The organism is Nocardioides sp. WG-D5, from assembly GCF_054031175.1.
On the sequence record NZ_CM132928.1, the window covers coordinates 2777670 to 2801035 of the forward strand.

General features: G+C 69.6%; 25 protein-coding genes and 3 tRNA genes. 11 read left to right on the forward strand and 17 right to left on the reverse strand.

Going from position 1 to position 23366, the window contains the following annotated elements:
• Positions 1-120: 120 nt before the first annotated feature.
• Both ACWZJV_RS13475 and ACWZJV_RS13480 read left to right on the forward strand, forming a co-directional pair.
• Complete coding sequence (locus ACWZJV_RS13475; protein ID WP_008355222.1) at positions 121-1308, forward strand: CE1758 family FMN-dependent luciferase-like monooxygenase; 1188 nt, start codon at positions 121-123, stop codon at positions 1306-1308.
• The gene (locus ACWZJV_RS13480; RefSeq protein ID WP_231380485.1) at positions 1308-1994 is read left to right on the forward strand and encodes a CE1759 family FMN reductase; all 687 of its coding nucleotides are present in this window, start codon (positions 1308-1310) and stop codon (positions 1992-1994) included. Before ACWZJV_RS13475 ends, ACWZJV_RS13480 begins: the two co-directional genes overlap by 1 nt.
• A 19-nt stretch (positions 1995-2013) precedes the next feature.
• On the opposite strand, the gene ACWZJV_RS13485 is transcribed toward ACWZJV_RS13480, so the two are convergent.
• Entirely contained in the window at positions 2014-2514 is a 501-nt protein-coding gene (locus ACWZJV_RS13485; protein ID WP_040754617.1) for a MarR family transcriptional regulator, read from the reverse strand.
• A 117-nt stretch (positions 2515-2631) separates the two neighbouring features.
• Here ACWZJV_RS13485 and ACWZJV_RS13490 point away from each other — a divergent pair, with 117 nt between their 5' ends.
• Positions 2632-3450: an APH(3'') family aminoglycoside O-phosphotransferase gene (locus tag ACWZJV_RS13490; protein ID WP_457181806.1), complete on the forward strand. Its 819-nt coding sequence runs from the start codon at positions 2632-2634 to the stop codon at positions 3448-3450.
• Positions 3451-3803: 353 nt separating this feature from the next.
• Here the strand turns inward: ACWZJV_RS13490 and ACWZJV_RS13495 are convergent, their stop codons facing one another.
• Entirely contained in the window at positions 3804-4100 is a 297-nt protein-coding gene (locus tag ACWZJV_RS13495) for a hypothetical protein (protein ID WP_457181807.1), read from the reverse strand.
• A 264-nt stretch (positions 4101-4364) separates the two neighbouring features.
• On the opposite strand from ACWZJV_RS13495, the gene ACWZJV_RS13500 reads away from it, so the two are divergent.
• Positions 4365-4847, forward strand: a complete 483-nt coding sequence (locus tag ACWZJV_RS13500) for a DUF4279 domain-containing protein (protein ID WP_457181808.1) — start codon at positions 4365-4367, stop codon at positions 4845-4847.
• Between the two features lie 704 nt (positions 4848-5551).
• Here the strand turns inward: ACWZJV_RS13500 and ACWZJV_RS13505 are convergent.
• A tRNA-Arg gene (locus ACWZJV_RS13505) sits at positions 5552-5624 on the reverse strand.
• A gap of 149 nt (positions 5625-5773) precedes the next feature.
• Here ACWZJV_RS13505 and ACWZJV_RS13510 point away from each other — a divergent pair.
• The gene (locus ACWZJV_RS13510) at positions 5774-6808 is read left to right on the forward strand and encodes a LuxR family transcriptional regulator (protein WP_457181809.1); all 1035 of its coding nucleotides are present in this window, start codon (positions 5774-5776) and stop codon (positions 6806-6808) included.
• Between the two features lie 15 nt (positions 6809-6823).
• Here the strand turns inward: ACWZJV_RS13510 and ACWZJV_RS13515 are convergent, their stop codons facing one another.
• The 3 genes from ACWZJV_RS13515 to ACWZJV_RS13525 all read right to left on the reverse strand — a co-directional run bounded on the left by ACWZJV_RS13515 (position 6824) and on the right by ACWZJV_RS13525 (position 7790).
• The gene (locus ACWZJV_RS13515) at positions 6824-6979 is read right to left on the reverse strand and encodes a hypothetical protein (RefSeq protein ID WP_457181810.1); all 156 of its coding nucleotides are present in this window, start codon (positions 6977-6979) and stop codon (positions 6824-6826) included.
• 182 nt (positions 6980-7161) lie between these two features.
• Positions 7162-7252: transfer RNA gene (locus tag ACWZJV_RS13520), tRNA-Ser, on the reverse strand.
• A gap of 43 nt (positions 7253-7295) precedes the next feature.
• Positions 7296-7790 (reverse strand): hypothetical protein, encoded by a 495-nt coding sequence (locus tag ACWZJV_RS13525; protein ID WP_457181811.1) that lies wholly within the window; start codon positions 7788-7790, stop codon positions 7296-7298.
• A 90-nt stretch (positions 7791-7880) separates the two neighbouring features.
• On the opposite strand from ACWZJV_RS13525, the gene ACWZJV_RS13530 reads away from it, so the two are divergent.
• Complete coding sequence (locus ACWZJV_RS13530; protein WP_050800468.1) at positions 7881-8186, forward strand: hypothetical protein; 306 nt, start codon at positions 7881-7883, stop codon at positions 8184-8186.
• Positions 8187-8189: 3 nt separating this feature from the next.
• Here ACWZJV_RS13530 and ACWZJV_RS13535 read toward each other — a convergent pair.
• The 4 genes from ACWZJV_RS13535 to ACWZJV_RS13550 all read right to left on the reverse strand — a co-directional run bounded on the left by ACWZJV_RS13535 (position 8190) and on the right by ACWZJV_RS13550 (position 11270).
• Positions 8190-8277: transfer RNA gene (locus ACWZJV_RS13535), tRNA-Ser, on the reverse strand.
• 42 nt (positions 8278-8319) lie between these two features.
• Complete coding sequence (locus ACWZJV_RS13540; protein ID WP_008355233.1) at positions 8320-8550, reverse strand: biotin/lipoyl-binding carrier protein; 231 nt, start codon at positions 8548-8550, stop codon at positions 8320-8322.
• A 49-nt stretch (positions 8551-8599) separates the two neighbouring features.
• Positions 8600-10408 (reverse strand): hypothetical protein, encoded by a 1809-nt coding sequence (locus ACWZJV_RS13545; RefSeq protein ID WP_457181812.1) that lies wholly within the window; start codon positions 10406-10408, stop codon positions 8600-8602.
• An 85-nt stretch (positions 10409-10493) separates the two neighbouring features.
• Complete coding sequence (locus ACWZJV_RS13550; RefSeq protein ID WP_457181813.1) at positions 10494-11270, reverse strand: carbon-nitrogen hydrolase family protein; 777 nt, start codon at positions 11268-11270, stop codon at positions 10494-10496.
• A 23-nt stretch (positions 11271-11293) separates the two neighbouring features.
• On the opposite strand from ACWZJV_RS13550, the gene mobA reads away from it, so the two are divergent.
• The 3 genes from mobA to ACWZJV_RS13565 all read left to right on the forward strand — a co-directional run bounded on the left by mobA (position 11294) and on the right by ACWZJV_RS13565 (position 13593).
• Positions 11294-11863 (forward strand): molybdenum cofactor guanylyltransferase, encoded by a 570-nt coding sequence (gene mobA / locus ACWZJV_RS13555; RefSeq protein ID WP_457181814.1) that lies wholly within the window; start codon positions 11294-11296, stop codon positions 11861-11863.
• A 150-nt stretch (positions 11864-12013) separates the two neighbouring features.
• Positions 12014-12988 (forward strand): NAD(P)H-quinone oxidoreductase, encoded by a 975-nt coding sequence (locus tag ACWZJV_RS13560; protein WP_457181815.1) that lies wholly within the window; start codon positions 12014-12016, stop codon positions 12986-12988.
• 14 nt (positions 12989-13002) lie between these two features.
• The gene (locus ACWZJV_RS13565; RefSeq protein ID WP_008355241.1) at positions 13003-13593 is read left to right on the forward strand and encodes a bacterial proteasome activator family protein; all 591 of its coding nucleotides are present in this window, start codon (positions 13003-13005) and stop codon (positions 13591-13593) included.
• Positions 13594-13644: 51 nt separating this feature from the next.
• On the opposite strand, the gene ACWZJV_RS13570 is transcribed toward ACWZJV_RS13565, so the two are convergent.
• The 3 genes from ACWZJV_RS13570 to ACWZJV_RS13580 form a co-directional block, all read right to left on the reverse strand.
• On the reverse strand, positions 13645-16380 hold the full coding sequence (locus ACWZJV_RS13570) for a helix-turn-helix transcriptional regulator (RefSeq protein ID WP_457181816.1): 2736 nt from the start codon (positions 16378-16380) through the stop codon (positions 13645-13647).
• Positions 16381-16452: 72 nt separating this feature from the next.
• Complete coding sequence (locus tag ACWZJV_RS13575) at positions 16453-17097, reverse strand: VOC family protein (RefSeq protein WP_008355244.1); 645 nt, start codon at positions 17095-17097, stop codon at positions 16453-16455.
• A 125-nt stretch (positions 17098-17222) separates the two neighbouring features.
• Positions 17223-18590 (reverse strand): dihydrolipoyl dehydrogenase family protein, encoded by a 1368-nt coding sequence (locus ACWZJV_RS13580; protein ID WP_457181817.1) that lies wholly within the window; start codon positions 18588-18590, stop codon positions 17223-17225.
• A gap of 258 nt (positions 18591-18848) precedes the next feature.
• Here ACWZJV_RS13580 and ACWZJV_RS13585 point away from each other — a divergent pair, with 258 nt between their 5' ends.
• Complete coding sequence (locus ACWZJV_RS13585) at positions 18849-19064, forward strand: hypothetical protein (protein ID WP_008355248.1); 216 nt, start codon at positions 18849-18851, stop codon at positions 19062-19064.
• 267 nt (positions 19065-19331) lie between these two features.
• Here ACWZJV_RS13585 and ACWZJV_RS13590 read toward each other — a convergent pair whose 3' ends face one another.
• The 3 genes from ACWZJV_RS13590 to ACWZJV_RS13600 are packed head-to-tail and all read right to left on the reverse strand — an operon-like array spanning position 19332 to position 20876.
• The gene (locus ACWZJV_RS13590; RefSeq protein WP_457181818.1) at positions 19332-19904 is read right to left on the reverse strand and encodes an NUDIX hydrolase; all 573 of its coding nucleotides are present in this window, start codon (positions 19902-19904) and stop codon (positions 19332-19334) included.
• A gap of 10 nt (positions 19905-19914) precedes the next feature.
• The gene (locus ACWZJV_RS13595; RefSeq protein WP_008355251.1) at positions 19915-20244 is read right to left on the reverse strand and encodes a YnfA family protein; all 330 of its coding nucleotides are present in this window, start codon (positions 20242-20244) and stop codon (positions 19915-19917) included.
• A complete protein-coding gene (locus tag ACWZJV_RS13600) occupies positions 20241-20876 on the reverse strand; it encodes a histidine phosphatase family protein (RefSeq protein WP_008355253.1) in 636 nt (211 codons plus the stop codon). Before ACWZJV_RS13600 ends, ACWZJV_RS13595 begins: the two co-directional genes overlap by 4 nt.
• A gap of 127 nt (positions 20877-21003) precedes the next feature.
• On the opposite strand from ACWZJV_RS13600, the gene ACWZJV_RS13605 reads away from it, so the two are divergent.
• Positions 21004-21957, forward strand: coding sequence for a helix-turn-helix transcriptional regulator (locus ACWZJV_RS13605; protein WP_196876184.1), 954 nt, complete (start codon positions 21004-21006; stop codon positions 21955-21957).
• A 36-nt stretch (positions 21958-21993) separates the two neighbouring features.
• On the opposite strand, the gene ACWZJV_RS13610 is transcribed toward ACWZJV_RS13605, so the two are convergent.
• Complete coding sequence (locus ACWZJV_RS13610) at positions 21994-23364, reverse strand: cytochrome P450 (protein WP_457181819.1); 1371 nt, start codon at positions 23362-23364, stop codon at positions 21994-21996.
• Between the last annotated feature and the right edge of the window lie 2 nt (positions 23365-23366).

A 23366-nucleotide genomic window follows, 5' to 3' on the forward strand; every position in this document is an offset into this window, starting at 1 on the left:
GAAGTCTCGGGTCGGTGTCGGTCAGCGCGCCGACGTGCCAGCACCCGCAACGCTACTATCTATTTGTTTGCACGCACAAGTAGATTAGCTGCAGACTCCCTTCCATCGTTAGGACCACGCATGCAGTTCGGGATCTTCAGCGTCGGGGACGTCACCCGCGACCCGACCACCGGCTACACCCAGAGCGAGGCGGAGCGCATCCGCAACCTCGTCCGCATCGCGCAGCGAGCTGACGAGGTGGGCCTGGACGTCTTCGCCATCGGCGAGCACCACAACCCGCCGTTCATCCCCTCCTCGCCCACGACGCTGCTCGGTCACATCGCGGCGCTCACGGAGCGGATCATCCTCAGCACGTCGGTGACGCTGATGACGACCAACGACCCCGTCAAGGTCGCCGAGGACTACGCGATGCTCCAGCACCTCGCAGGCGGCCGGCTCGACGTGATGCTCGGGCGGGGCAACACCGTCCCGGTCTATCCCTGGTTCGGGAAGGACATCCGCCAGGGCGTTGCCCTGGCGCTGGAGAACTACAACCTCCTCCACCGGCTCTGGCGAGAGGACGTCGTGGACTGGGAGGGCAAGTTCAGGACCGCGCTGCAGGGGTTCACCGCGACGCCGCGACCTCTCGACGACGTCCCGCCGTTCGTCTGGCACGGCTCGATCCGGACTCCGGAGATCGCCGAGCAGGCGGCGTACTACGGCAACGGCTTCTTCGCCAACCACATCCTCGCTCCCAATCTCGCCTTCAAACCGCTCGTCGACCTCTACCGCCAGCGCTTCGAGCACTACGGCCACGGCACCGCGGCGCAGGCGATCGTCGGCCTCGGCGGCCAGGCCTTCATCGCCCGCCGGTCGCAGGACGCGGTCGAGAGGTTCCGTCCGTACTTCGAGGCCTTCCCCATCTTCCGCGGAGCGAGGCTGGAGGACTGGATGACAGGTACGCCGCTGACGGTCGGCAGCCCCCAGGAGGTCATCGACAAGACCCTGACGTTCCAGGAGGGCTTCGGCGACTATCAGCGCCAGCTCTTCTCGGTCGACGGCCTCGGCCTCCCGGTCGAGGTCGCACTGGAGCAGGTCGAAATCCTCGGCACCGAGGTGGTCCCGGTCCTGCGCAAGGAGATGGCGTCGCGCCGCGCACCCGGCGTCCCGGAGGCACCGACCCATGCCTCGTTGGTCGCCGCCAAGTACGGCGACGGCGAACCCCGCCAGCCCCGGCCGAACCCGAATCGTGGCGACAACCTGTCCGGCCCCTCCCCCTACCACGACAGCGACCCGAACATCGCTGCACAGTTCCCGGCGGCCCTGTGATGAGCGAGGTGACCATCGCGGTCCTCACCGCCGGCGTCAGCGACCCGTCCTCCACCCGGCTCCTCGCCGACCGAGCAGCCCAACGCACGGCCGACGCCCTGAGCGCGTACGACCTGCGGGCGACGTTCCGTTCGATCGATCTGTCGACGATCGCGGTCGACGTCGCCCAGGCGCTGGTCTCAGGCATGCCGAGCCGACAGGTCAGCGCCGCCATCGAGAACCTCGCCGACGCCGACGCGATCATCGCGAGCACCCCGGTCTACAAGGCGGGGATCAGCGGACTGTTCAAGTCCTTCGTGGACCTTCTCGACAACGATCTGCTGATCGCCAAGCCGGTCATCCTGGCCGCCACCGGAGGCACTGACCGGCACGCCATGGTCGTCGACGAGCAGCTCCGACCACTGTTCGCGTTCCTGCGGGCGATCCCGATGCCGACATCCCTGTACGCCGCCCCCGACGACTGGAGCTCACCAGAGCTCGGCGATCGGATCGCCCGAGCCGCCGGCGAGCTGGCCGTCTTCGTACGCAACGGGACCGGCCCGCAGATCGCCGAGCAGAACTGGGGCCGCCATCGACACCAGTTCGGCGGCAACGCCGAGGGCGCACCTCAATCGATCAGCGACGTCGACTTCTCCACCGACCTGATGCGCCTGGCGGCCGGCGGCGACAGGGCACAGGAGACGTGACGACGCTCGTTCGCGAGGATCAGCGGGGCGACCGGCGCCGAACCGGCGGCCCGGCCTCGGCCTGAGCGATCCTCGCGAGCGCATCAGCGAACGCGGCCAGATCGACGTCCTGGAGATGATCCATCACGTGGCGGCGCACGCTCTCGAGATGCACCGGCCAGGCCTTCTCGAGACACGTCAGCCCGGCCGGGGTCAAGCACGCCAGCTGGCCGCGACCGTCGGCCGTCGAACGGACCCGCTCGACCAGACCCGACCGCTCCAACCGCTCCACGACCCGGGTCAGCCCGCTGACCGAGATCGACACATAGTTGGCGAGCTCACTCATGCGTAACGAATGCTCGGGGGCCTCGGACAGGTTCATCAGCACGGTGTACTCGGTGAGGTTCAGGCCCTCCGACTGCATGAGATCGGCATCGAGCACCCGCGGAATCACCACGACCGCCCGCCCCAGCGCACGCCAGGCGGTCTCCTCCTCGGGCGACAGCGGAGCCACCTCCCCAGCTGCTGGCCGACCGTCCATACCAACGAGGCTAGCGTGTAGTTGCTTGACGTAATAAGGATCCCCGGCGCGGCGGAGGGTGCGGACAGCTCCGCAAACTGTTGGACCCCGCGTGGCCCGCGCAGAGATGATGGATCCATGTCGGTCGACATCTCGTCGGTCCGCGCAGGACTGCTGCCGGCCGACGGCGGGAGCTGGGAGCCGGTCACGACCGGCGAATCCGGCGCGGTCGTGCTTCACGATCGTGACGGTGGGCGCTACGCGAAGCTCGTCCCCACCGCAGCCAGGGATGACCTGACCGCCGAGCGAGACCGGGTCGCCTGGCTCGGCGAGACCGGCGTCCCGACCGCATCGGTGCTCGATTGGCGAGCCAGCGACGACGGCGCGTGCCTGATCACCAGTGCCGTACCCGGCGTCCCGGCCGACCAGCTCGACGCCCCCGCACTCCGGCGCGCCTGGCCGAGGATCGCAGCCACCGTACGTGAGCTGCACGGGCTACCTGTGGCGGACTGCCCCTTCGACGGAGGACTCTCGTCGATGATGCCCCTGGCGCGTACGACCGTCGCCGAGAACCTAGTCCAGACCGATTTCCTGCCCGTCGCCATGCAGCATGTTCCGCCGGCACAGATCCTCGACCAGCTCGAGGCCGAGCTGCCACAGCGCGTACGTCAGTCGGAGGGCGAGCAAGTCGTCTGCCACGGCGATCTCTGCCTGCCGAACATCCTCATCGACCCCGACACGATGCGCGTCGCAGGGCTGATCGACCTCGGCCGCCTCGGCGTCGCGGACCCGTACGCCGACATCGCCCTGCTCCTGGCCAACGCCCGCGAGACCTGGCCCGATGAGGTCATCGCACAGCAGGCCGACGACGAGTTCGCCGCCCTGTACGGGGTCACCCTGGATGCGAAGCGACGCCGCTTCTATCTGCTGCTCGACCCTCTGACCTGGCCGGCTTGAGACAGCGCGACGCATCTCCGCGTAAAACGCCAACCGCCTCCGGACCAGCATTTCGGCTGATTCAGAGGCGGTTTCGTTCTGCGCGCCTGTAGGGATTCGAACCCCAAACATTCTGATCCGTAGGCACTTGAGCCCTGTCCGGAGGGGTCCGCTCCACGCTCAGCACTCCCCCGCGCCAGCCCCGAATTTCCGGAATCGTCCGGGTTCATCCGCCGTGCCTCGAGGTGTCGCTGGGTGTGTCCCTGCCGGCAGCAACCCCTCCTCCCTCGTCATCAGCAACTTGCCGGATCCCCTCTCACCGGGACGTCGCCGGCATCAGTGGTCAGGCTCGCAGCGCTGCGTCGTGAGAAGTTTCAGGGGAGGTCGAGGTGTCCCAGGGCTCGGAGGACGCCGGCGAGATGGTCGCATTCGTGCCAGATGCTGACGGGATCGGAGCCCCTCGCCGTCGTGCTGATGGTCTCGGCGTCGTCACTGAGTTGCCCCATGTCGAGGTCGGGTTCCTGGTCGAGGTTGAAGGCAGCGGTGATCGGGACGTTCCAGTAGTGGTCGACGTCGAAGGTGACCTCGGGGCCGTGCTGGGCTTCGACGGCGTCGAGGGTGCGCTCGAGGGCGGCTCGGAGGTCGGCGATGCGCAGCGGCTGGGCGGTCATGTGGACAGGATGGCAGGAGCCGGCAGCTGAGGACTGCCTGGACCCGATTCGCGAGCGCGTCTCTTCCCTACGGGGAAGGGGCGCACTCTTCATTTTGGCGCGGCACGTAGGGGGACCGGCCGCCAGGCCGCACGCCCCCGGAGGCCGCGTACGCGGCCGAAGGCCGCCTTGAATCAATAGAGAAAGTTCTCACGAAGCCAACTAAGTGGGCCGGATCCTCCCGCGCTCTCTACGCTCGATCCGCGCAGCCATGGACTAAATCGAGTGCGCGACCTCAAGCCCGCCCGCGTAGGGTTGGCGAGCATGTCGGATTCGCCGTGGAAGGTACTGCAGTACTGCTATTTCTGGCTCGCCAGCGAGGCTGTCACGGCCGAACAGGTTACGCAGCATCTCGGGATCGAACCGGATCGGACTTCGGTCATGGGGTCCCGGCAGACGTCGCCACGGGTGGCCCCTGCCGTACACCGGTGGCAGATTCGATGCGAGACGCACGGACGGATCGATGAACAAGTGTCCGATGTTCTTGCCCGCATCGCGCCTGTCGCTGATCGAGTGCGAGATCTCGTCGACAGGGGCGACGTCGCAGCAGGCCTGATGATGGTCAGGTGGTTCGACGATCCAGACGGCGGCTACAACGCGATGGGCTGGTGGATGAGCGCCGAGCAGATCCAACTGCTGGCCCGCATGGGAGCCACCGTGGAATCAGATGAGTACACGGGAGGCTTCACAGCGCATGCTCCTCTGTGACTGCGGTCTACATCGTCAGTTGATGGGCACACCTGGACGACTCGATCTATCCAGCACGCTGCCTCTTCGGGCGCTGTCTCGCTAGTGTCGATCTTGAGTCAGTAGAGGGGTTCTCGCGAGACGACGGCCAGCGTCTTGTCATCGTGCCGCTTCGCTCGGGAGTTGCTTTCTTTCCTCGGTCGTCGGCCGACTCCCAGCCCTGACAGCGCCGGAGGATTGCGGCGAGGTCATCCGAGGTCGCGGCTGCAACGGTCGGCCAGCCGTCTTGGCCAAGGTGCTCCATCGGTTTGTACGCACCGTCTGCCGCGAGCACGCACCACGGTGGCCATCATCCGGCAGGTGCGCGCGTGGACGGGACCTCGTCGGGCGGCAGGTGACGATTGAGGGCATTCTCTGCTGCGGTCGGATCGGCCTCCGCGATTCCGCCAGATGATCGAGAACTACATCATCCCGAACATCGGCACATGCGCCTGCAGCAGGTCCGGCCGATGAGGCTGACGAAGTTGTACGTCGACCTGCTCGACCACGGCGGTAAGAGCGCCGAAGACGGCGACGACACCGAAGAGGGCCGCTGAAACCATGACTCTGTTAGCAGAAGCGTTAGCAAGCGCCTCGCACTCGGGGCACACCGTGAACATGAAGAAAGCCCCTCACCAGGGCGTTCTGCCTGGTCAGGGGCCAACCTCTCACTTGCGCATGTACTGCGCGCCTGTAGGGATTCGAACCCCAAACCTTCTGATCCGTAGTCAGATGCTCTATCCGTTGAGCTACAGGCGCAGTGTTACCGAAGCAACGTGTAGAACATTAGCGGAAGATGGTCCGTGACCAGAAATCGCCACGTGTGAGAAGATCTGGCGCTAGCCACAGCATCGGGGAGGTGGAGCGTGAGCAAGCGTCAACCCACGCCATCCGGCGAGGAGAGGAACGTGACCGACGAGAGACGCACGCCCAGGACGCGTGCACTGCTCGAGGCGAAGGGCATCGAGCTCTTCGAGCTCATCGCAGATCGCGGAGGGATCTCTACATCGGATCCGCGAATCAGCGATGACGGTGAGTTCACAGACGCGCTGGCCGCTCTCGCGGAGCTGGGACTCGTCCGCAACCCTGACGACGCACCGGACACGTGGGTGACCGTCGACCCGGCAACCGTGCAGGCTCGGGTCGTCACACCTATGACTCAGGAAGGCATCCGCCTCCTCCAGGAATCGGCAGAGTGGGCCAATGATTTCACCGCCCTGCGAAACGCCTGGCGTCGCTCGGCGCCGGCGGAACAGCAAGGTCCATTCGCATACGTCCATGCGCCGGCCATTCAGCCGTTCATCGACTCATTGGTAGCCGAGTGCGAGAGCGAGATGCTGACGGCGCAGCCGCAGACACGGCGTGACACCGGCAGCAAGCTTGCCGCAGCGATCGAGAAGGACACAGCACTTCTCGAGCGCGGCGTACGGGTCTGCACCCTTTATCAGCACGCGGCTCGCCGAAACAGCGCCACCCGCGAGTACGTTGCCGCCGTCTCCCGAGCCGGGGGCGAAGTACGCACTCTGGACGAATTCTTCAACCGGATGATGATCTTCGACCGCCGTATCGCAGTGATCCCCAGCCCGGATGGGGTGGACACCGCCTTGGCTGTTCGTGAACCCTCTGTCGTGGCCTACCTGGTCGACGTCTACGAGCGGGCATGGGAACGAGCCCGACCGTTCTCCAGTTCGGACTCGTCGACGCTGCGAGACATCGCCGACGAGCAGCGAGCGATGACGCTTCGCATGCTCATCGAAGGGCACTCCGATCCGGCAGCATCGAAGCGCCTTGGGGTCAGCCCCAGAACGTACGCAGGATACGTCTCAGACCTCAAGGAAGAGTTCGACGTCGACACCCGATTCCAGCTGGGTTACGAAATCGGCCGCAGCGGAAACGACGACCCGATGTCGGACGGGGACTCCGTCCGGAGTCCCAGAAAGTGAGTTTCGCTCCGAGGATCAGCGCCGGATGGTGCCCCAGCTGGAGTCCTCGACAGCCGTGATGCCCCAGCTCGAATCGGCAGAAGCCGTCGTAGCGCTTCCAAGAGCACCCATGGCGACGACCGCGGCTGCCGAAGCCAGCGCGAGCGCCACCGCCTTGCGTACGTGCTTCATGTGGTTCCTTCCTGGTCTCGAGGCCGATTCTGGTGCCGAGAGGCCTACGGGATGATTATTGTGCAGGTTGGCGACTTTCGGGTAACCCAAGTTCCGGCGTACGGACTTTTGCACTGCTTAAACCTGCAGGTCAGAAAGCAGTTTGGCCCCCTCTTGAAGGGGGCCAAACTCATTGAAACCAGCGGAGGCGGAGGGATTTGAACCCTCGATGGGGTTTAAGCCCCAAACTCGATTAGCAGTCGAGCGCCATAGACCGGACTAGGCGACGCCTCCATACTGCGCGAACAGGCTACAAGACCAGCGCGTCTGGGACCAATCAGGGTGCTTCGGTGGTTCCGGACGCCTGGTCGAGCGGCTTGATGGTGGCCTTCAGATGGGCCTGCAGGTCGCGTACGAACTGCTCTCGGTCGATGCTGAGGATCGTGACCGGGATGATGGTGGCACCACCCTTCTTGAGCCGCAGCTCGAGGCACGGCGTGCCGGCGGGCATGGTGGTCACCGCCTCCTGGATGTCGACCCAGCGGGCCTCGCGCACGCCGGCACCCCGCACGAACGCGATCTTGTAGCCCTGGGCGCTGGCGCGCAGGACGTACGCCTTGTTGCGAAGCCACCAGCCGAACCCGATCACCGCGACGACGCCGACGACCAGCGGGACGAAGATCCACGCGAAGTCGATCCGGGCCGCGATCACGACGGCCGTGCCGGCGAAGACCAGGAGTGCCAGGCCGACCACCGCGGCGCCGAGGAGGCGGGCCTGCACGGTCGGAGCGAGACGGTAGTAGGTGAGCTCTGCGGATGACACGCTCTCCATTGTGACCGACACGGGCGGCCGGAGCCGCATCGGCTTGCTCCTTTACGTGACCTAGGTCACAATCTGCTCATGACAGGTGTGCTTCCCAATATGTCGGATGCTCTTCGGGCCCTGGATACCGCTATCGCCGCTCCCCGCCCCGGGACCAACGTCGGCCTCTGGCGCTGGTCGGTGCGCCAGCGCCTGGGCGGCGTACGTGAGGCGTTGCTGATCCTCGACAACGGTCAGGAGTGGCATGCGCTCAACGACGTCGGCGCGCTGCGTGATCGCGGCACGCTGCTGAGCCGGCTCGCGGTCCTCGCCGACGACGTGCTCGACCGCACGGACCTCGAGGATCTCCTCCTCGAGCTGCGGCGGTTGATGATCGACGTGGATCGGCACCTGCAAGAGGTGTGAGTCTGGCAGAGGGAGCGGGATTCGAACCCGCGGTAGGTCTCCCTACGACCGCTTTCAAGGCGGTTCCGATCGGCCACTCCGGCATCCCTCCATGCGCCCGAAGGCACGTCGCCGAGTGTAGTGCGCCTGAGGGTCAGGCGCTCAACTCGACGAGAACGTCACCCTCCTGGACGACATCCCCGGCGGCCACCTTGACCGCCACCACGGTGCCCGGCGCCTCGGCGAGGACCGGGATCTCCATCTTCATGGACTCCAGGAGCACGACGGTGTCCCCGACGGCGACCTCGTCTCCGGGCTGCACGCCGACGCTCATGACGTTGGCGACCATCTCGGCGGCGATCGTGGTGGGGGTTCTGCGGCTCATAACCCAGAACGTACGGGTTACCAAGCGGTATCCCTAGCCAGAACGGGCGTCAGAGCAGCGCGTGGGTGCGGCCCGGCTCGGGGCGTACGGCGCTGGCCTCATCGGCCTCACGAGCCGCCCTGCGGCCGCTGCCGGCCGCCGTCGAGCCGCTGAGGGCGAGGTCGATGCGGATGATGACGAACGCGATCACCAGGCCGACGAGGATGCTGTAGACGACCGAGAGGGCGGCCTCGGCGAGGCCGACGTCGGGGTTGAGGAACGTGCTGGCCACCGGCGCGGTGAGCGCGACGCCGAAGAGGCAGACCCACCAGCCCTGGCGGCGCCGGGAGCGCATGTGGGTGCCCCAGACGAGCGCCGGGACGCCGAAGAACGCCTGGATCGGGTGCGGGTAGCCACCGATGTGGATGCGGCACCAGCGCTGCATCTCGTCGATCGAGTCGAGCAGGCCGGTGCTGCCGTAGCGGCGCAGCATCTCGGCGTAGATCAGGGTGAGCGCGAGCATCAGGCCGCCGATGCCGACCACGATCGCACCCCGCCGGCCGAGACCGTGCAGGCCGGCGCCGAGGCGGTAGACCGCGAAGAAGGCGATCGCGAGCGAGCAGGCGAGCGTCGCGTACTCGAATCGGGAGACCATCACCACCGGCTCGAACCCGAGCGCGGCGAAGCTTCCGAGCGCGGCGATGCCGACGGCGATGAACGCCTCGCGGATCGCCTTGGGGAAACGGCGCGCGGGGACGGTGCCCATCACCGCGAGGACCGCTGCCACCGACGCGACCAGGACCGCCGCACCCGTACGCAGCGCCTCGTTGTCCACGAGCACCACGACGAGACCGGCAGCTGCTGCCAGGGAGCCGAAGATCAGCGGCCGGCCACCGGTGCGGTGGGCCAGCGCGAAGGTGTAGGCGGTGCCGACGACGACGGCGCCGAGGCCGCCGAAGATCTCCGGCCCCAGGTCGAAGGCGCTGACACCGAGGCCGAGCAGCCCGACGGCGAGCGCGACCAGCCAGATCGCCCGGACCGTGCCGGCGGTCAGGCTCTCGATGATCCCGAGGCCCGCGCGGGCCGCGCCGGCGCCGGGCACCCGCGGCTGGGCGAGGAACGAGGTCACCTTGGCCGCGGGGGTGGGGCGACCGGAGGACTCCGCGTCGTAGGGCGCCGGCTCGTAGGCCGGGTCATGGACCGGCTCGAGGTGGCCCGACTGATACGGGTCGGACTGGTACGGGTCGGACTGGTAGGGGTCCTGCGGGTAGGCCGGCTGCTGGATGTGGGACGGCGTCTGCGGCGGCGTCTGCACCAGACCGGGCATGACCGTGTAGGTGCCCGTCGTGGAGTACGCCGGCGCCTGGCGCGCGCTCGGGGGCGGCGCGGTCGGACCGCTCAGCGCGGGCTCCGGCGTGGGCGCGGGCCTGACCGGCGCGTCCGCGTAGCCACCGCTGAAGCCGCCGCCGTCATAGCCACGACCGACGGGAGCCGGGGGCTCCGGCGACGTCAGCCGCGCACGCTTGCCCGTGTAGCCGTTCGGCTCGTCGGGCTGCTGGGACTCGGCGCGGCCGGCGATCCGGCGCCCGCCACCCGGGGTGGGCGGCGGCTCCTGGGGCTGCTGACGGTCGTCGTACCACGTCTCGTCGGCCCAACCGGTCTGGCTCCAGTCCTCGCCGTTGCTCTGGCCACCGAAGGGATGGCCGGTGTCGTGGCTGGTCTCTTGATAGCCGGTCGACCAGTCGTTCTCCGCCCACTGGTCATACGCCAGCGCCTCGCTCGAGGTCGGCTCCACGTATGCGGGTGTGGGCTCGCTGCGACCGGCTGCACGACGGCCACGCTTGCTCTTGTCAGCGCGACGGCGGGGGGCTCGGTCCATAACAGGCGAGGATACCGGGGAAGGGGTGAACCTAACGAGTCATCGATATCCGTTTACCGCCGTGACGAGGAGTTGTTGACCAGCGTCACATTCTGCGGTTGACCAGGGAGGGGTTGGTGCGACGAGCCTCCTCGAGCACGGCCCGATCGATCGTCGCGGAGACGACCTCGTCGCCGTCCCCGGCCTCGGTCAGGACGTCCCCGAGCGGGTCCACGACCATCGAGTGACCGCAGTAGCGAGGCGCCGACTGGGCGGCCGCCGCGATGAAGACGGTGTTCTCGATCGCGCGGGCACGTACGAGCGTGCGCCAGTGGTCGACCTTGCGCGGCCCGGCCACCCACGCCGCCGGCAGCACGATCAACTCGGCGCCCGCGTCGACCAGACGCCGCGCGAGCTCGGGAAAGCGCAGGTCGTAGCAGGTCATCAGCCCCGTGGGCACACCAGCGATGTCGACCACCACCGGCTCGATCGCGCCCGCGACCAACGCGTCGGACTCCTTGTAGCCGAAGGAGTCGTAGAGATGGATCTTCCGGTACGCCGCCTCAGCCCCGCCCCGTACGAGCAGGGTGTTGAACGGGCGCCCCTCGGGATCGCCGCTGGTCTCGAGCATCCCGGCCACGACCGTGGCCTCCCGCTCCTTGGCCACCCGCGCCAGCTCCGTCCCGAAGGGCCCGTCGAGTCCCTCGGCGAACGGGCTCAGGTCGGATCCCGGCTTGCCGAAGTCGCGGGCGAAGACCTCGGGGAAGACGACCAGGTCGCTGTTCGCCGGGGTCAGCTCGGCCAGGAGCTCCCGATTGGCGGCGGGCTCGAGCCCCGACGCCTGCTGGACGAGGCTGATACGGAGGCTGTTCCAGGTGGTCACACGTCCAGACTAGAGTCCCCGGTGTGACTCGCTGGGACGAATGGGAGCCGTACGCTGCCGTGCTGCTCGCCGGAGGACGCAGCTCCCGCCTCGACGGGATCGACAAGTCCGGGATCGAGCTCGGCGGCCGCACGATGCTGGCCTGGGCGCTTGACGCCGTCGTCGACGCGATGGAGGTCGTCGTCGTGGGCGACCCGGTGCACACCGAGCGTCCGGTGACCTTCGTCCGCGAGGACCCTCGCTTCGGCGGCCCGGTCGCCGCCCTGCTGACCGGTGTGGACGCGCTGCTGACCCCGCGGGCGTACGTCGGGGTGGTCGCCGTCGACATGCCCTTCCTGCGGCCGCGGACGCTGTCGCGGCTCCGCGAGGCTGCCTTCGGTCGTGACGGCGCCGTGCTCGTCGGACCGGACGAGCGTCGGCAGCTGGCCTTGGTCCTCTCCACCGCACGGCTCGCCGAGGTCCGCCCGGACCACGGGGGTCAGCACGGGATGCCGTTGCGCAAGCTGCTGGCCGACCTCGATCTCGTCGAGGTCCCCTCGGAGGGCGACGAGCACCGCGACATCGACACCTGGACGGACCTGAAGTCGCTCTGAGGAATCGTGGTGGCGGCGCGCGCGCCAGCTGTAACACGCTGTTACACCCACTATCCGGTCGTTCTGAACGACCGGATAGAACCACGAACGACGTGTTACACGCCGCCGGCCCGCCACCCGCCACCACCGCAGGCCCCTAGTCTTGGCGGCATGCGAGCCGTCGTAGCCGAGCAGCCCGGAGGGCCCGAGGTCCTCACCGTCACCGACCGTCCCGACCCGGAGCCGGGGCCCGGCGAGGTTGTGATCGACGTCGCCGCCGCGGGGCTCAACCGGGCCGACCTGCTGCAGCGCCAGGGCTTCTACCCGCCGCCGAAGGGCGCCAGCGACATCATCGGGATGGAGTGCAGCGGCGTGATCTCCGCGGTCGGCGAGGGCGTCGACGAGTGGCAGGTGGGTGACGAGGTGTGCGCGCTCCTCGCCGGAGGCGGCTACGCGACGAAGGTCGCGGTCCCGGCCGGACAGGTGATGCCGGTGCCCGAGGGCGTCGACCTGGTCACCGCCGCGGCGCTTCCCGAGGTCACCACCACCGTGTGGTCCAACGTGTTCATGGTCGGCGGGCTGACTCCTGACGAGACGTTCCTGGTCCACGGCGGCGCCGGCGGGATCGGCACGATGGCGATCCAGCTCGCCAGTCAGATCGGCTCCCGGGTGATCACCACGGTCGGTTCGGCCGAGAAGGCCGAGCTGGCCAAGTCGCTCGGCGCCGAGGTGGTCGTCAACTACAAGGACCAGGACTTCGTCGAGGTCGCCAAGGTCTACGGCGGCGCCGACGTCATCCTCGACAACATGGGCGCGAAATACCTCGCCCGCAACATCGATGCCCTCAACCCCGAGGGCCGGCTGGTCATCATCGGGATGCAGGGCGGCACGAAGGCGGAGCTCGACATCAATGCCCTCCTCCGCAAGCGGGCCGCGGTCATCGCCACCAACCTCCGTGGACGCCCGGTCGAGCAGAAGGCGAGGATCTGCGCCGAGGTCGTCGAGCGCATCTGGCCGATGGTCGAGGCCGGCGAGGTGAAGGCGGTCGTGCAGGACGTACTCCCGCTGGCGGAAGCCGCCGAGGCGCACCGGCTCATGGAGTCCGGCACGCACACCGGCAAGATCCTGCTGACCACCGGACCCTAGGTAGGGTTGGGCGCATGACGCAGGAGCAGACCGGGGAAGTCGTGGTCATCGGACCCGACGGGCAGCCGATCGCGGTGCCCGCCGACGTACTCAAGGACGCCAGCGCGCCGGAGGCCGCCGAGGACGAAGAGCGCGACGTGACCGACCTCGTGGAGCAGCCCGCGAAGGTGATGCGGATCGGATCGATGATCCGCCAGCTGCTCGAGGAGGTGAAGGCCGCCCCGCTCGACGAGGCCTCCCGCAACCGGCTCCGTGAGATCCACCAGGCCTCGATCAAGGAGCTGGAGTCCGGGCTCGCGCCCGAGCTGGTCGAGGAGCTGGAGCGGCTCTCGCTGCCCTTCGCCGAGCAGCAGACCCCGTCCGAGGGTGAGCTGCGGATCGCGCAGGCCCAGCTGGTCGGCTGGCTCGAGGGCCTCTTCCACGGCATCCAGACCGCGATCTACGCCCAGCAGGTCGCAGCACGTGCGCAGTTCGAGCAGATCCGCAAGGGCCTGCCGCCGGGCGCAACCCTGTCCCCGGAGGGCCATCCCGCCCCGGGTCAGGGCGGTCCGCAGCAGCCGGGTCAGCACGACCACGGCGACTCCTCCGGCGGGCTCTACCTCTAGGCCCGGACGACATCACCGGTGCCGATACGGCACCGACCGCGGTGGCGCGACCTAGTGGTCCGGGAGCGCGTCACGCAGCTCGCGACGTGAGGTGATCCCGAGCTTGCCGAAGACCTTGCGCAGGTGCCACTCGACCGTGCGGGCACTGATGTAGAGCTCGCTGCCGATCTCCTGGTTGGTGCGGCCGTCGCGCGCCATGTGGGCGATCTGGCTCTCCTGCGCCGTGAGGTCGTCGAGGGTGTCCGCGGTCCGTCTGCGGACCTTCTCACCGGTGGCGAGCAGCTCGTGTCGGGTACGTTCGGCGAAACCGTCGGCTCCCATCGCCGCGAAGTCCTCGAAGGCGGCCTTGAGGTGGAGGCGGGCATCACCGCGCCGCCGTTCACGGCGCAGCCATTCGCCGAACAGCAGCCGCGTGCGGGCCAGCTCGAAGCGCAGACGGGTGCGCTCGAGGCGCTCGACCGCCTCGACGTAGGAGCGCTCCGCCACGTCGCCCTCCGCGACCAGGGCGCGAGAGCGCGCGAGCAGCCCGGCCGCCCAGTCCGAGTCGGGAACCTCGGCGTAAGCCGCCAGCCGCTCCAGCGCTGTCGTCGCAGCGTCCGTCGAGCCGCTGCGTACGGCCGCCTCGACCAGGTCGGGGAGGGCCTGGGCCGTGAAGGGCCCGAGGTTGCCGGCGCCGGCGCGCGCTGCCGCCTCGTACGCCCTCTCATAGTGGCCGAGGCCGAGGTGGAGCAGCGCCGTGGCGCGCTCGGTGATCTGCAGACCGAGGCCCTCGCCACGGGCAGTCGCCTCCTCGGCGGCTGATGCGATGACCGGCTCGGCCTGGATGGCGTTGCCCTGGTACGCCAGCAGGAACAGCTCGCCGTACGACGCCCGCTGGGTCCCGGTGACCTCTTTGACCCGTTGCTCCTCGAGGCCGAGGTCGCGGGCCTGGTCGACGTCGCCGCGCCAGAGCGCGACGACGCGGTGGGCGTTGAGTGCGTTGGCCAACGGCGCGAGCGCACCGGCCTCCCGGGCCAGCTCGACGTGTCGGCTGGTCGCGGTGTCCCAGGCCTCGAAGTCCCACAGCGACAGGGCTGCGTTAGCGACCAGTACGCCACGGCGCAGGAAGACATCGGTGGGGACGTCTCCACCGAGGTAGGACGTCACCGCCTCGCGGAGCATGGGTACCGCCGCGGCCGTCCCGTCCGAGACCAGGGTGGCCAGGCCGGGGCCGAGCGCATCTCGCGGGGTGGTCGTGCTCGGGGACGGTGCGGAGCAGGCGGCCCGCGAGACCACGGTCAGGTCACCGTCCGGGTCGGCCAGGGCACCGGCGACCAGGGCTGCTCCCCATGCGTCCAGGTGGGTCTCGCGTGCCAGGTGCGGGTCTAGGGGTTCGAGTCGTCGGGCGGCCCTGGCAAGCGCCGCGGGAGCGTCGCTGCCGGACCTGGCCGCCCGGCCGGTGAGCGCGCGCACGAGGTCGGCGCGGGCACGGTGGAGGTCGTCGACGGCGTCGGCCTCCGCCTCGGCGGAGAGCGCGAGCGCTGCTTCGTACCTGCCTGCGTCGAGGTTGGCCTGTGCCGCGGCGAGGGTCCGCTCGGCTCGTTGCCGAGGATCGGCGGTGAGGGACGCGGCGCGCTGCAGGAAGGACGCTGCCGCCGCCACTCCCCCGCGGGCGCGGGCGCGGCCGGCGGCCTCGTGCAGGGCGTCGGCGATCCCGTCGTCCGTCCCGGTGGTCGCCGCCGCGAGGTGCCAGATCCTGCGTTCCGGCTCGGTCCCGGCGTCGAGGGCCGCCGCCAGGGCGGCGTTGACCTCACGTCGTTGCTCGGGCGTCCCCGCGGCGTAGGCGGCGCTGCGCATCAGTGGGTGTCCGAATCGGGCCTGCCCTCCGACCTCGAAGAGCTGCTCCTCGGCAGCCGGTTCCGAGTCGGCAGGGGTGAGTCCCATCGACTGCGCCGCCCGCCACAGCACGGTGGCGTCGCCCGTGGGTTCGGCCGCGGCGAGGAGAAGGAGCCGGCGGGTCGGGTCGGGGAGGGCGCGGATGCGGCGGACGTAGTGGTCGTGCAGGCTGCCGGGATGGATCGCGGGGAACGCGAACCCGCCCATCAGCTCGGAGGCGCCTCGCTGCGCCAGCTCCAGCAGGGCCAACGGGTTGCCGCGGGTCTCGGCGACGATCCGGTCCCGGACCCGGCTGTCGAGATGGCCGGGCAGTGCGGACGCCAGCAGGTCGACCGCCTCCTCGTGCTCGAGCCCGGAGAGATGGAGCGCAGGGATACCGGCGAGCAGCTGCTCCGCCGCGGGCTCGCGGACCGCGAACACCAGCAGCACCGACTCGGCGGCCAGCCGCCTGGCCACGAACCCGAGGACCTGGATCGACGGCTCGTCGATCCACTGGGCGTCGTCCACCACGCAGAGGACGGGCCGGTCGGTCGCCGCCTCCGACAGCAGACCGAGCACCGCCAGTCCGACGACGAACTTGTCCGGAGCAGGCCCCACGACGTTCCCGAACGCCACCTGCAGGGCATGCTCCTGGGGACCAGGGAGCCCGGGGAGCAGGTCGAACATCGGGGCGCAGAGCTGGTGCAGGGCGGCGAACGGCAGCTCCAGCTCGGACTCCGTCCCGGTCACCTCCGCGACCCGGCACCCGCTCGCGCGGTCGGAGACGTAGTCCAGCAGGGTCGTCTTGCCGATGCCGGCCTCACCTCGCAGCACGAGGGCACCGCCCTCGCCGTTGCGAAGGCGGTGCAGCGCGTCGTCGAGTCGGTCCCGCTCCTTCGTACGACCGCGAAAGGCGGTGATCCGTACGCCCATTGCGCCACCCTAAGGCTCGAGGACCACCGCCGTCGCGGGTATCGCACTCCTCCTGCTCGCCGTCCTCGCGGGTCACTCGGGCAGCGGCTCGCCGTGGAACTCGGCGAGCATGTAGGCCGCGTACCACTCGGGCCAGGCCTCGTCGTACTCACCGCCGTTGCGGGCCTCATGCTCGCCGTGGGCGACCGCCGCCCGCTTGAGCGCCTCCGTCAGGTCGCTCGCCGTGGCGTACGACGTCGCGGTGTCGTCGATCCGCCCGGGGAGTCGGGTGGTGACCTCCTGGAGCAGGTAGGTGTTGCCGTCCGGGTCCGCGAAGGACGCGAACGACCCGTAGCTCGCGCGCTCGTCGGCAGCGCCGGCCAGGCGTCCGTCACCGGAGAGCGGCCGGAACTGGGCGCCGGGGACCTCGGGGTGGAAGACGTCGCTGATGTCGACACCCTCGGCCTCGAGAGCGTCGCGCGCCTTCTGGACGTCGGAGACGACCAGGTAGAGACCCTCGGCCGTGCCCGGCTCCGCGGTGGTGATGTTGGTGCCGAACTGGATCGACGCGGGCGAGCCCGGGGGCGTGAACTGCACGACCCGGAAGCCGTTGTCGAACTCGAAGTCGGCGTCGAGGCGCCAGCCCAGACCGTCGTAGAACTTCTTCGACCGGTCCACGTCGGCGACCGGGATGACGACTGCCTCGAGCTTCAGCGCCGTGGCTGCAGTGGTGTTCATTGCTTCGCACTCCTTCTTCTGGTCGGCGGGATTGCCGACATCTCCGAGAGTGCTCTCTCGCCGGGGCGGTCGAACCAGGGGTGATCCCTGGTCGACCCCCCGGTGTGGTCAGAACGCCTACTGGGTCAGTCGAGCAGGGCGCGAAGCACGGTCTGCAACCCGCGGTGGGCCGTCGGGTAGGCGAAGTGCATGTCCGCCAGGGTCGCGATCGGGATCTCGGCGTGGACCGCGGTGGCCACCATGCCGAGGATCTCGCCCCCTGCCGCCCCGACGACGGTGCCGCCGACGAGGACGCCTCGGTCGGCGTCGGCGACGAGCTTGATCGGTCCCGGGTCCTCTGCGATCCAGCCGCGGGTGCCGAGGTCACCGGTCGCCGTACGCACCGTGATGCCCCGCTCGCGCGCGTCGGCCTCGGAGAGGCCGACCGAGCCGACCTCGGGGGCGGTGAAGGTGACCCGCCCGACCGCCCGGTAGTCCGCCCACGGACCGTCGACGCCGGTGAGGTCACGGATCACGACGTCGGCCTGGTACATCGACACGTGGGTGAAGGCGCCCTTGCCGGTGATGTCGCCGACGGCCCAGACACCGTCGGCGACCCGCATCCGCTCGTCCGGGTCGAGGACCCTGGCCTGCGGGTCGAGGCCGACGTGCTCCAGCCCCAGATCACCCAGGTTCGCACGGCGTCCGGCGGCGACCAGCAGCCGCTCCGCGGTGACCGCACCCTCGCCGAGGTCGAGCGTGAACTCGGCGCCGTCGTGGGAGACCTGCTGGACACGGGCTCCGGTGAGCACGGTGATCCCGGCGTCCTCGAACGCCTGCTTGATCGCGGCCGAGGCCTCGGGCTCCTCGGGAGGGAGAAGCCGGTCGGACGCCTCGACGACCGTCACCCGGACCCCGAAGGTGGCGAACACCTGGGCGAGCTCGCAGCCGATCGCCCCGCCACCCAGGATCGCGAGCGATGCCGGGAGCTCGGTCAGCCGGACGGCGTCGCGGTTGGTCCAGTAGGGAGCGTCGGCGAGCCCGGGAACCGGCGGCGCGGCCGGCGCGGTGCCGGTGTTGAGCACGATGCCCCGCGCCGCGACGTACGACGTCTCCGTGCCGTCTTTGGCGGTGACCGTGACCGTGCGCGGCCCGGTGATCTGCCCACGACCCCGGGCGAAGGTGCCGCCCGCGGCGACCAGCCGGTCGATGGCGACCTGGTCTTCCCAGTCGTCGGTCGCCTCGTCGCGGATCCGGTCGGCGACCGGCTTCCAGTCCGCGGTGACGATGGCGGAGCCGGCACGCCCCTCGACCAGACGCGCGTCGCGGAGCTTCTGCGCGGCGTGCACCATCATCTTGGTCGGGATGCAGCCGAAGTAGGGACACTCGCCACCGACCAGACGCTCGTCCACACCGACGACCCGCAGACCCGCCCGGGCCAGGCTCCCGGCGACGTGCTCACCGCCGGGTCCGAGGCCGATCACCACGACGTCGCACTCGATCGCTTCGCTCATGATCGAACTCCATCAGACCGGCCGCCCGTTGTCACCCATCTTCCTCGACAAGAGTCCGACTCCCGCGTCGGCACCCCGGGCAGCAGAGGCCATGACGTGCGGCGTACGGGCTCGAGCGCCTGTTTCTCGAATGTGGATCTTCCGTAACTCCAAAGTGGACAAGAGTCGCGTCATGACCCTGCGATGAGCCCGTCTCTCTCACGTGAAGGCCGCCGGAGAACGGATGGCCAGCGCCGCCCGCCGAGAAGAGGAAACACCATGGCTACCACCACGATCACCGCACGTCACCGCAGTGAACTGACCGCCGTCGAGTCGATCCGCAACAACATCCTCGACGCCGTCCGCACCCTCCGCAACAACGACCAGGCCGAGCACAAGCACCGCGGCGGGATGCCGCCTGCCGTCGGCACCACGATGTTCGGCGTCGCCGCGATGGCTGCCACCGGCATCGTCGCTCTCGGCGTCGTCCGCTGACCATGCGCCTTCATCTACGGTCCGTCGTTCACAGCCTGAGGCTGTGGGTGGATGCCCTGGGCCTGCTGAGGGGGAGGCCCAGGGCGCGGTCGGGGGGCCGCTCAACGGACTGAGTGTCGTCACGCGCGCCATCGGGGGATCGGCGCGCGTGACGACACGCGCCAGAGATCTCGTCATACCGAGGGATATGGACGGATCTCGAAAGACCGCAGCCGACCATCCGTGAGGATGGTCGGCTGCGGTGCATTCCGTGACCGGAACCGGCAGTCAGGCCGGGACCGTCGACTCCTCCACCCAGCCGCCGTCGGCCGGATCAGCTGGGGCGGCCGACTCGCGGCGTACGTCGGCGTCCTTCCACAGATCGAGCAGCACCGCCGGCCAGATCTCCTCGTCGGTGGACGCGAGCTCCGCGCGCGTCCACCAGCGGTAGGCCGCCATGGTGAGCTGCTCCTCCTCGGTGTGGCCGGCGGTGGAGACCTCGAAGACCGGCACCCAGCACGCGAAGAAGAAGTCCTGCTGGTCGATGACCACGTCGCTGTAGCCGTGGACCACGGTCCGTCGCATCGTCGGGCCGATCAGGTCGGCCTCGGTGATCCGCAGACCGGTCTCCTCCTCGACCTCGCGCACGGCCGCGGCCACCTCGCTCTCGCCGTCGTCGATGCCGCCGCCCGGTGTGATCCACCAGTGCACGCCCGGGATCCCCGGGTCGGAGTCGGCGAAGAGCAGGATCCGGTCGCGGTCGTCGATCAGGAGTACGCGAGCCGTGCTGCGGCTGCGGCGGGGCCGCTCCTCCGGCGGGACGGGGACGAAGGTGCGGGGTGAGTCTTCCTCGGACGCCATGGCCCCATCCTCACCCACGTGGCGCGTACATGATCATGCCCATCCCGGCCAGGCACAGCGCCGCGCCGGCGATGTCCCACCGGTCGGGCCGGTAGCCGTCCATCGCCATCCCCCAGGCGATCGAGCCGACGACGAAGACCCCGCCGTACGCCGCCAGGATCCGCCCGAAGTGGGCGTCGGGCTGCAGCGTGGCGACGACGCCGTAGAGGCCGAGCGCGATGAATCCGGCGCCCACCCACAGCCAGCCGCGGTGCTCCCGGAGTCCCTGCCATACGAGCCAGGCGCCACCGATCTCGGCGACCGCGGCCAGCGCGAAGAGCAGGAGCGAGCGGAGGATCAAAAGCCCTCGCCGATCAGGTGGGCTCCGCCCAGCGGGTCGTTGTTCCACGAGATCGTCGTCCAGCCCTCGTCGGGGCTGCCCTCGACGACCGCGAGCCCGGTGTTGCGAATCCGGTTGTCGTCGCCGAAGGCGGGTGACTGCGCGGTGCGCAGGCCGGTCCACATCCGGATCGCCGCACCGTGCGAGACGATCGCGACCGTGTCCTCGGGCTCGTGCTGCTTGACCACGGCCTGGACGGCGGCGTCGAAGCGCGCCAGGAACTCATGGCCTGCCTCGCCACCCGGGACCGGGGTCTCCAGCGTGCCGGCGATCCAGTCGGCGAGCGCCTCGAGATAGGCCGTCACCGACTCCTTGTCGGTGGCCATCTCCAGGTGACCCGCGTTGATCTCCTCGAACCCCTCCTGCACCACGACCGGCAACCCGAGCCGGTCGGCGAGCGGCTGGGCGGTCAGCTGCGTACGCACCAGCCGGGAGGCGTAGAGCCCCGCGATCCTCTCGCCCGCCAGCGCATCCGGCACCGCCGCGGCCTGGGAGAGTCCGAGCTCCGTCAGCCCGGCGCCGGGGAAGGCGGTGTCGAGCGCCCCCGAGACGTTGCTCGGGGTCTGGCCGTGTCTGATCAGCAGAAGTCTCATATGCCGGTAAGGGTACGGGACCACCCCCGCCGAGAAGTCGGTTACGACGGCCGAGAAGTCGCTCACATGGGGCGAGGCGTCACCGACTAGGCTGAATCCGGACGAACTACTTCCGGGAGCCGCCACGATGGGACATGACGAGAGCCCGACAGCACGGGCGCTGCTCACCCTCGAGCTGCTGCAGTCCTCCCCCGGCATCACCGCCGAGCGGCTGGGCGAGCGGCTGCGGGTGACCGAGCGCGCCGCCCGACGTTACGTCGCCATCCTGCGAGAGGCCGGGATCCCGGTCGAGTCCGAGCGCGGCCCCTACGGTGGCTACCGGCTCGGCCGCGGGATGCGTACGCCGCTGATCTTCACCACCGCGGAGGCGCTCGGTCTGGTGATGGCCCTGCTCGACGGCCACCACGACATCGCCGACGCCACCGGCCCGGTCGGCAGCGCGGTCGGCAAGATCGGCCGGGTGCTGCCCGAGTCGCTGGCCCAGACGGTGGCCGCGGTGCGGCGTACGATCTCCGCCGTTCCGGACCAGAGCGCCGTCTCCCCCGACCCGGACATCACCACCAGCCTGGTCCAGGCCTGCGACTCCCGCCGGCGCACCACGATCGCCTACACGACCGAGAACGGCAACGAGCGCAAGATGGTCGTCGACCCGTGGGCCGTCGTCGTACGCCACGCCCGCTGGTACCTGCTCTGCTGGTCGCACACCGCCGAGGCCCGCCGGGTGCTCCGGGTCGACCGGATGGGCGCGGTCGACATCGAGGAGACCTCGTTCGTACGTCCCGAGATCGATCCCGTCACCGAGGTCGAGGAACACCTCGGGGAGGGCTGGGCCTACTCGGTCGAGGTCGTCTTCGAGGCCCCGTTCGCGCAGGTCGACCGCTATCTCCCGCGCGTCCTGGGTCGTCTCGAACCCGTCGACGACGGCCGCTGCCGCCTCGTCGGGAGCACCAACAGCCCGAGCTGGTACGCCCAGGAGCTCGCCCGTCAGGCCGTGCCGTTCCACGTCGTCGAGGGGGACGAGGTACGCCGCTGCGTGGCCGACCTCGGCCAACGGCTGCTCGAGGCCGCCGAGCCCCGCTGACCTCGCTGGGTCACCTCGCCGGGTCACCTCGCTGGGTCAGGCGAGACGCGCGGGCAGGCGGGAGTAGCCGCGGAGGATGCGGGTGGGGTGGCGCTCGCGGCCGTCGAGGAGCTTCAGGTCCGGGAAGCGCTCGAAGAGGAGCCGGAGGCCGATCTCCCCCTCCATCCGGGCCAGGGCCGCACCGAGACAGAAGTGGCGGCCGCTGGAGAAGGAGATGTGGTCGCGGGCGTTCTCCCGGGTCACGTCGAACACGTGCGGGTCGGTGAACACCGCCGGATCGCGGTTGGCGGCGGCGAGGATGGTGTTGATGATCGTGCCGCGCGGGATCGGCTGCCCCGCGATCACCGAGTCCTGACGGGCGACCCGGCCGGTCAGCAGCACCGGCGGGTCGAGCCGGAGCACCTCGTCGGCGGCGTTGGCCCACAGCTCGGGGCGGTCGCGCAGGATGTCGAGCTGTTCGGGGTTGTCGTGGAGCAGCGCGATCCCGTTGCCGATCAGGTTCACGGTGGTCTCGAAGCCGGCGGCGAAGACCAGGCCGGCGATCGCGCGCAGCTCGTGCTCGCTGAGCCGGTCGCCGTCCTCGCGGACCGCGACGAGCTGGCTCAGCAGGTCGTCACCGGGATGGGCCGCGATGTGGTCGAGGTGTCCACGCAGCCAGGTGTCGAACTCCTCCAGCGACGCCTCCATCCCGCGGAAGGTGCCCCAGTCGAGCCCGATGTCGAGGCTCAGGGCGGCGCCCTTGCCCATCTCGAGCATGCGCTCGCGGAGCTCGACCGGCACCCCGAGCACCTCCGAGATGACCGTGATCGGCAGCAGCCCGCAGTAGCGCGAGACGAGATCGACCTCGGAGGCCCCCGACTTCTCCAGGCCGTCGAGGAGCTCGCGGGCGATCTCCTCGGTGCGCCCGCGCAGCCGCTCGACGGCCTTCACCGTGAACACGCGCGTGACGAGCTTGCGGTAGCGGGTGTGGGCCGGCGGCTCGGTCGCGAGCAGCGACGGCGGCTGGATCGGGTTGAAGACGTCGCTGGCGGCCCAGGTGCCGGCCTTCGCCATCCATCCGCCGCCCGCGTCGGGCGCGAAGAACCCGGTCACGAAGTCGGAGCTCGTCAGCACCTCGCGGATGACCGCCTGGTCGGTCGCGACCTGGCTGAACGCTCCGCGATAGAGCGGCCCGTGCGCACGCACCTCCTCGAAGAGGTCGATCAAATCGAAGGTGTGCGACCCCGGTCCGCTGAGGATCAGGTCGCCCTGGAGGTCGCCCTTCTTCGCGGCTCGGGTGATGACCGTACGCGGCAACCCGTGCCCCAGCGCCCAGCGCACACCCTGCTTGGCGGTGCGCTCCACCTGGTGGAGCGTCCGGCCGGCGATCCCCGGCGTGCGGACCGGCGGCGTGATCTTGAGCGGCATGC

Excerpts from the sequence above, each read along its gene's own strand:
- ACWZJV_RS13480 (WP_231380485.1), top strand. The coding sequence starts at position 1,308 with ATGAGCGAGGTGACCATCGCGGTCCTCACCGCCGGCGTCAGCGACCCG.
- ACWZJV_RS13515 (WP_457181810.1), bottom strand. The coding sequence starts at position 6,979 with ATGAAGCACGTACGCAAGGCGGTGGCGCTCGCGCTGGCTTCGGCAGCC.
- ACWZJV_RS13610 (WP_457181819.1), bottom strand. The coding sequence starts at position 23,364 with ATGCCGCTCAAGATCACGCCGCCGGTCCGCACGCCGGGGATCGCCGGC.
- ACWZJV_RS13600 (WP_008355253.1), bottom strand. The coding sequence starts at position 20,876 with ATGAGACTTCTGCTGATCAGACACGGCCAGACCCCGAGCAACGTCTCG.
- ACWZJV_RS13545 (WP_457181812.1), bottom strand. The coding sequence starts at position 10,408 with ATGGACCGAGCCCCCCGCCGTCGCGCTGACAAGAGCAAGCGTGGCCGT.
- ACWZJV_RS13475 (WP_008355222.1), top strand. The coding sequence starts at position 121 with ATGCAGTTCGGGATCTTCAGCGTCGGGGACGTCACCCGCGACCCGACC.
- ACWZJV_RS13560 (WP_457181815.1), top strand. The coding sequence starts at position 12,014 with ATGCGAGCCGTCGTAGCCGAGCAGCCCGGAGGGCCCGAGGTCCTCACC.
- ACWZJV_RS13580 (WP_457181817.1), bottom strand. The coding sequence starts at position 18,590 with ATGAGCGAAGCGATCGAGTGCGACGTCGTGGTGATCGGCCTCGGACCC.
- ACWZJV_RS13585 (WP_008355248.1), top strand. The coding sequence starts at position 18,849 with ATGGCTACCACCACGATCACCGCACGTCACCGCAGTGAACTGACCGCC.
- ACWZJV_RS13605 (WP_196876184.1), top strand. The coding sequence starts at position 21,004 with ATGGGACATGACGAGAGCCCGACAGCACGGGCGCTGCTCACCCTCGAG.
- ACWZJV_RS13485 (WP_040754617.1), bottom strand. The coding sequence starts at position 2,514 with ATGGACGGTCGGCCAGCAGCTGGGGAGGTGGCTCCGCTGTCGCCCGAG.
- ACWZJV_RS13525 (WP_457181811.1), bottom strand. The coding sequence starts at position 7,790 with ATGGAGAGCGTGTCATCCGCAGAGCTCACCTACTACCGTCTCGCTCCG.
- ACWZJV_RS13575 (WP_008355244.1), bottom strand. The coding sequence starts at position 17,097 with ATGAACACCACTGCAGCCACGGCGCTGAAGCTCGAGGCAGTCGTCATC.
- ACWZJV_RS13495 (WP_457181807.1), bottom strand. The coding sequence starts at position 4,100 with ATGACCGCCCAGCCGCTGCGCATCGCCGACCTCCGAGCCGCCCTCGAG.
- ACWZJV_RS13540 (WP_008355233.1), bottom strand. The coding sequence starts at position 8,550 with ATGAGCCGCAGAACCCCCACCACGATCGCCGCCGAGATGGTCGCCAAC.
- ACWZJV_RS13570 (WP_457181816.1), bottom strand. The coding sequence starts at position 16,380 with ATGGGCGTACGGATCACCGCCTTTCGCGGTCGTACGAAGGAGCGGGAC.
- ACWZJV_RS13490 (WP_457181806.1), top strand. The coding sequence starts at position 2,632 with ATGTCGGTCGACATCTCGTCGGTCCGCGCAGGACTGCTGCCGGCCGAC.
- ACWZJV_RS13565 (WP_008355241.1), top strand. The coding sequence starts at position 13,003 with ATGACGCAGGAGCAGACCGGGGAAGTCGTGGTCATCGGACCCGACGGG.
- ACWZJV_RS13530 (WP_050800468.1), top strand. The coding sequence starts at position 7,881 with ATGTCGGATGCTCTTCGGGCCCTGGATACCGCTATCGCCGCTCCCCGC.
- ACWZJV_RS13590 (WP_457181818.1), bottom strand. The coding sequence starts at position 19,904 with ATGGCGTCCGAGGAAGACTCACCCCGCACCTTCGTCCCCGTCCCGCCG.